The 5,525-nt window shown below is 58.9% G+C and carries 8 protein-coding genes and 1 tRNA gene; 6 read left to right on the forward strand and 3 right to left on the reverse strand.

What is annotated here, in order from left to right:
• Window positions 1–62: 62 nt before the first annotated feature.
• A tRNA-Val gene (locus OU02_RS07915) sits at window positions 63–135 on the forward strand.
• 261 nt (window positions 136–396) lie between these two features.
• Here OU02_RS07915 and OU02_RS07920 read toward each other — a convergent pair.
• Complete coding sequence (locus tag OU02_RS07920) at window positions 397–576, reverse strand: hypothetical protein (protein ID WP_033489770.1); 180 nt, start codon at window positions 574–576, stop codon at window positions 397–399.
• A gap of 293 nt (window positions 577–869) precedes the next feature.
• Between OU02_RS07920 and OU02_RS07925 the strand changes: the two genes are divergently transcribed.
• From OU02_RS07925 to OU02_RS08430, 4 genes are read left to right on the forward strand one after another with little or no spacing between them, the layout of a single operon-like run.
• Window positions 870–1,298 carry a GntR family transcriptional regulator gene (locus OU02_RS07925; protein ID WP_033489767.1) on the forward strand — a complete coding sequence of 143 codons (429 nt, stop codon included), beginning with the start codon at window positions 870–872 and terminating at the stop codon, window positions 1,296–1,298.
• Window positions 1,295–1,945 carry an ATP-binding cassette domain-containing protein gene (locus OU02_RS08180; protein ID WP_225531424.1) on the forward strand — a complete coding sequence of 217 codons (651 nt, stop codon included), beginning with the start codon at window positions 1,295–1,297 and terminating at the stop codon, window positions 1,943–1,945. The genes OU02_RS07925 and OU02_RS08180 overlap by 4 nt, the downstream gene beginning before the upstream one ends.
• A 7-nt stretch (window positions 1,946–1,952) precedes the next feature.
• Window positions 1,953–2,165, forward strand: coding sequence for a hypothetical protein (locus OU02_RS09095; RefSeq protein ID WP_225531425.1), 213 nt, complete (start codon window positions 1,953–1,955; stop codon window positions 2,163–2,165).
• 8 nt (window positions 2,166–2,173) lie between these two features.
• On the forward strand, window positions 2,174–2,617 hold the full coding sequence (locus OU02_RS08430) for an ABC-2 transporter permease (RefSeq protein WP_274518165.1): 444 nt from the start codon (window positions 2,174–2,176) through the stop codon (window positions 2,615–2,617).
• A 79-nt stretch (window positions 2,618–2,696) separates the two neighbouring features.
• Here OU02_RS08430 and OU02_RS07940 read toward each other — a convergent pair whose 3' ends face one another.
• Window positions 2,697–3,359, reverse strand: a complete 663-nt coding sequence (locus tag OU02_RS07940; protein ID WP_033489768.1) for a hypothetical protein — start codon at window positions 3,357–3,359, stop codon at window positions 2,697–2,699.
• A 235-nt stretch (window positions 3,360–3,594) separates the two neighbouring features.
• Between OU02_RS07940 and OU02_RS07945 the strand changes: the two genes are divergently transcribed.
• A complete protein-coding gene (locus OU02_RS07945; RefSeq protein ID WP_033489769.1) occupies window positions 3,595–4,767 on the forward strand; it encodes a hypothetical protein in 1,173 nt (390 codons plus the stop codon).
• Window positions 4,768–4,787: 20 nt separating this feature from the next.
• Here OU02_RS07945 and OU02_RS07950 read toward each other — a convergent pair whose 3' ends face one another.
• Window positions 4,788–5,393 (reverse strand): GNAT family N-acetyltransferase, encoded by a 606-nt coding sequence (locus OU02_RS07950; protein WP_238551887.1) that lies wholly within the window; start codon window positions 5,391–5,393, stop codon window positions 4,788–4,790.
• Window positions 5,394–5,525 lie beyond the last annotated feature (132 nt).

Genomic DNA, 5,525 nt, shown 5'->3' on the forward strand with positions numbered 1-5,525 from the left:
GGGTCACAAGTTCGAATCTTGTATCGCCCACGAGCCGAGCAATCGGCATATAACAGAAGAACGGGTGATTGGCGCAGCGGCTAGCGCACTTCCTTCACACGGAAGGGGTCGTAGGTTCGATTCCTACATCACCCACATCCAAACCCCGCAGGTCATTGGCCTGCGGGGTTTTTGTTTCGGCGTGTCCGTTGGTATCCATCGGCGTGTCGGGCGTGTCGCAACAGGGGCGTCCATGGTGTGTGCGTTCCGGTTGCCTGTCACGTTTCGGAAACGTGACAGAGGTGTTTAGACACCAGCCTCATGCAAACCAGAAACTTAAGCAATAACTTTATGACCGCTTAGCCAACAACCTTTGTCGCATTGGGCTGAGCATGAAAGCACAATGGTTCGGCAGCTTCACCGGTACAGATACTTGCCTTCATCGATCTTGCGGGCGATCTCCTGCATTTCCGCAGCAAGACGTCGTTCCTCCTCGCTGCCTGAGTTGAGCTTGTGCGCTTTGCGGTCAAGTCGGTATTCGTTGCCGAAATAGGCGCTGATGCCAAGCGCCACAACCGCGATGATGAGCCAAACCATGGCCATCCCTCCAATCGGCAGCCCCGCTGCCACACCTTGTTACAGACCAACGTACAAGCGGAGACCGCATGACACACCGCATTGCCGGCAAGTCTGAACAATGGTGGGTTTTCTTGGGCGGAACTTCACGAACCGTTGCAATACCACATCAATCCTCATGGCAGCCGACACGCCGAAATGACCGAAGACACACAGTCGTCAAAATTGTTATATGCTGTACTTTGCTGTTATACAATGTTATACTCTTACGGTGGACTCCTATTGGCGGGCATGCAGGAGGGAACAGGAGGCCCATGGACATCATCATCAACGCCACGTCGATGACGCCGATCTACGAGCAGATCGTCGATCGAATACGTGCGCTCATCAAGGGCGGCGAAATCAAAGCGGGGGAGCCCCTGCCATCCGTTCGCGGGCTCGCCAGGCAATGCGCGATTTCGGCACTGACTGCGAAGAAGGCGTACGACATGCTCGAACAGGAAGGACTTGTCGTCACCGTGCAAGGCAAAGGCACATTCGTCGCCGACGTCTCACCGAACATCGTCGCCGAGGAACTCAACCGCCAGGTCGAAGAGGAATTCGCCCAGGCGATAGCGAAAGCGCGCCGGCTGCAGCTGAGTGACGCGGACATCAAGGAACTCGTCACAATGCTGCTCGACGACACCGACGACGGAACATACAGCGGCACCGGTACGACAGATAGGAAAGGAGCCACACGATGATGAACGACGTGATCACACTCGACCGCATCACGAAACGGTATGCCGATTTCACGCTTGACCTGACAATGCACGTGCCGAAGGACACCATTATCGCACTCGTCGGTGTCAACGGGTCAGGCAAGACGACGACGTTCCGCATCATCCTCGGGCTTGCGAAACCGGACACCGGGAACGGCACACTGCTCGGCGCCGACGTCACCCGGCTGCCGAACGCCGTCAAGCGCGATGTCGGCGCCGTCCTCGCGGATACGTCCTTCGACGCCGTGTTCACCGGGGACGACGTCATACGGCAGATGAAGGCGTTCTATCCGAACTTCAACGTACCGCTATGCCGAACCCTGCTCGAGCGCTTCGCTCTGCCGACGGACAAGAAGATGGAGGAGTTCTCGACCGGGATGACGGCGAAATTCAAGACGGTCATCGCCATGGGCCACGAACCCGATGTGCTCATCCTCGATGAGCCCACAGCGGGGCTGGACATCGTCGCGCGAGGAGAGCTGCTTGACCTGTTGCGCGCCTACATGGAGACGCCAGGGCATTCCATCCTCATCAGTTCGCATAATTCAAAGGACCCCTGTGCGACGACTTCTACTTCATCGACCGTGGCGTATCCGGCTGCACGAGACAATCGACCGTCTGCGCGATGAGTACACGGTGCTCATCCTCACCGACGAACAGGCGGCGGCGATGGATCGGTCGCATGTCCTCGCGAGCGCCCGTAGGCACGGTGTCATCCATGCACTCACCGATGAACGCCGCTATTACGAAGAGAACACGCCCGGCATCCAGATGGCACGTGGCGACATCGATGAGCTCATCACAATCATGACGGCGGGCGAGCCTCTCAGGGAAAGGAATCAACCATGAAGGGTCTGATGGCGAGGGATATGATCGCTATGGGCAAGAATCGGGTGTTTCTTGTCGTGATGCTGGCATCGTGCCTGTTCTACACCTTCTCCGACATGTATGTCACCGGGGTGACGCTCATGCCGATGCTGTTTTCCACGGTGTGCGGCAAGATGGTACGCAACGATTTGAGCGCTCCGATATGGCGTACACTGTTCACGTTGCCATTCAGCAGGAGGGAATACGCGGGGGAGAAGTATCTCGTCTCGATTGTCCCGGCCTGTGTGCTCGCGGTCGTGTTCGCGCTCGTCGTGCTTGCCGTGTCGCTCGACATGGGCACTGATGGATTGTTCGCGATTATCACCTCGGCTCCTGCATGGGCGCTGTACGGCATCGGCGCCCTGCTGGGCGCGGTTGCGCTTGCCGTCTCCGTCATGGTGTCGCTGCGTGCGTTGCTCACAGCCCAACTGTAAGCGCAGGGCGGAGGACCATAGGCGATCGGGCGGCCGCATCATCCATCGACGCGGCCGCCCGATATATAAGTATTGACCTTTATCGCTCTGTGGTGGCATCTGCCCCCATGTCCACATGATCAAGCGTGAGGATGCCGTCGTGAGCCTCCGTCTCAAGGCCCTGGAACAGGACCTGATAACAACCCGCGTCTTTCACGCCATCGGTCATGCACTGCGCATGCAGCCCGTTCGCCGTGGCGCGCACTCGGTACCCTTCATGTGCTTCCTCGTTCACGGCAAGCACGAACAGGTCTCCATCCGCGCCTGCGTGCCACTTGCTGGAAGCCATGTTCGCCGGATCATCAGGGAAAGACGTCGAGACGGCGTAATAGGCTCCGTCGAGTTTCACATCCGCATATTGCAGGAACTCGAATCGCATCAGTTCGCTTTGATCCGTGACGGTTGCGGGGATGAGTGTGGAGCGGTGGTCGTCCGCGCTGCGCACCGTCGGCATCGCCATGTGCGGCCACGCTTCGGACGTGTCGTGGAACATGACCATATCACCGTTCTTCGCGCGCCAGGTGGTCGTTTCGAATTCCTGCATCGTCAGTGGCGTCCCCGTATGTTCGACGTGTTGGGACCAGACGGAGTCCGCACGCTCGGCGTCCCACGCGCCATCCGCGCCGTTGCCGCAGCCCGCGGCAACGATGGTCATGAGCGCCGCCGTGGCGAATGCGGCCGTCTTCGCGAATCGTGTCGTCATGTGTATCCCCAATCGTCAGTACCTCCGTGCCTCTCACCGCGAACCAGTATAGTGATGGCGCACTTCAGCCATCTGCGCATGTACGCAATCCGTACGATTCCCACACGTCGAATGCCTCAACGTCAATATTGCCCATCATTGCCCTTGCACCATGGGCGAAGCCGCAGCACCCACAGTATGGTCGATACTGAAATATGAATGTCGATGGGCAAGCTGATAGACAGGGGAGGACCGCATGAAGCACATCAACCGTTGCCTCATCGCATTGGTGGCACTGGCGTTGCTGCTGCCGGCCGCGGCCTGCGGGCAGGCGAACTATGATCCGCAGTCGGTGGCGCAGGTACTGCTCGACGCAATGCAGAACTCCGATTACAGCACGATCAGGGCACACACCAGTCCCGTGTCCACCAATCCGGACGGGTATGTGCTCAAGGCCGTCAAACCGAATACACCGTTGAGCGACCCGCATGTGGGAGACATCCACAAGGTTTCCGACACGGCGAGCGATGTGACGGTCACCTACACAGTGGGTTCGGAGCCCACCACGATCGTCTGGCATATGACCAAGCACAACGGCGTCTGGCGTGTGCCGATGGAGCAGGTGCTCCCCGCTGTGGGGTTCGTGGACGAACGCCACGACGCCGGCAGGTACCGGCTCAACGGCACGGTCTCCGATTTCACCGACACGATGTGGCTCGTGACACCGGGCATCTACACCGTCACGACAGACAATGGCTGGAACGGCGCCGAATGGTCCGAGCCGATTCGCATCACCGATCCGAAGGCCGGCACCGTACAGGCCACAACGGTCGACCAGAAGGACCACAGCGACGACTTCACCCTCATCGAGCTGTACAAGAAGAACGACAAGCTGCGTGACATCGTCACCAATGCGCTCGTGAACAATTCCGCATGCAGCGCGATCGCCAATGCGATAGGCGCCCAGCAGAAGCTTGCGCCATACCCTGAACAGGATGGCATACCCAAGCTCACCGATGCGTGCTCACCGACATTCGCCGCGTTCACCGAGCTCGACGTCATCGGCAAGGAAAACACCCATCCGGACTCCGACGGATGGTTCGACTTCACTGTCAACGCCACCGGTGGGGGACGCGTGGCCGAGTCCTGGAACGTGTTCCAAGACGATTGGGACAGCTGGCCCAAGGCCATCAACTGGTTCAACGGCCTGCCCCAAGGCGCCCAACAGAACACCGGTTGCCTGCTGACGGGGGAGGACCAGCCCAACTACACCGTGTGCGCCACATTCGAGCAGCACGACGTGAAGGTCACAGGGCTCAAGGTCAAGGTCAGATACACCGACAACGCCGTACGCGTGACGAATTGGGGCGACACGGTGCACAGGCTGTACCCGCACATCCCCACCCTCCAAGAAGGCGCAAGCCAGTGAGCATCCGGCCGTGACGGGCGCTACACAAGCCGGTCCACGGCCGCTTCCATGAGCAGGTCCGTCTGCCGGTCCTCTCCCAGCACAAAGTCATGCGAACCGAATTGGACGAAGCCCATGCGCTTGTAGAACGCAATCGCGGCGTCGTTGTGCTCCCATACCCCCAGCCAGATGACGCTCTTGCCCTGCGTGCGGGCCATGTCGAAAGCGGTGTGCATGAACCGCGCGCCCAAGCCATTGCGCTTGTACTGCCGCAATATGTAGAGGCGTTGGACCTCCATGCGGTTTCCGAGCATCTCCTCGGTCTGGGCGTCACCGACATTCACTTTCATGTATCCGGCAGGAACGCCGTCCACTTTCGCCACCATAAAAGTGGAGTCGGGGTTGTCTATTTCGCGTTGCAGCTCATCTGTCGAAAAATGCCGATCGTTGTATTGCTCCATGTCTTCCTCGGTGTTCAGGGAAGCGAAGGTCTCGGCGAATGTGGCAATGCTCAGATCCCTGATGGTGTTGACGTCAGTGCTCTGGGCCATTTCGATCATCGGCATGGTATCTACTCCTTTCGTGATTTCCCAGTGTAGGCCGTACAGCGAGCCCGAGGTGATGAACCGGGCTTGTTGTTCGCTCATTGCATGCCTTGACGCCGTTGAGACACGCCGAATTTGCGCACAAGGAGCCATGCTGTATTATGGTGACTCGTGCTCAAGCGGCGTACACCGGTTGGTTGCACATGCGGACATAGCTTAGTTGGTAAAGCGCGA

The organism is Bifidobacterium pseudolongum subsp. pseudolongum DSM 20099 (assembly GCF_000771225.1).
In the GTDB taxonomy this organism is placed as follows: domain Bacteria; phylum Actinomycetota; class Actinomycetes; order Actinomycetales; family Bifidobacteriaceae; genus Bifidobacterium; species Bifidobacterium pseudolongum.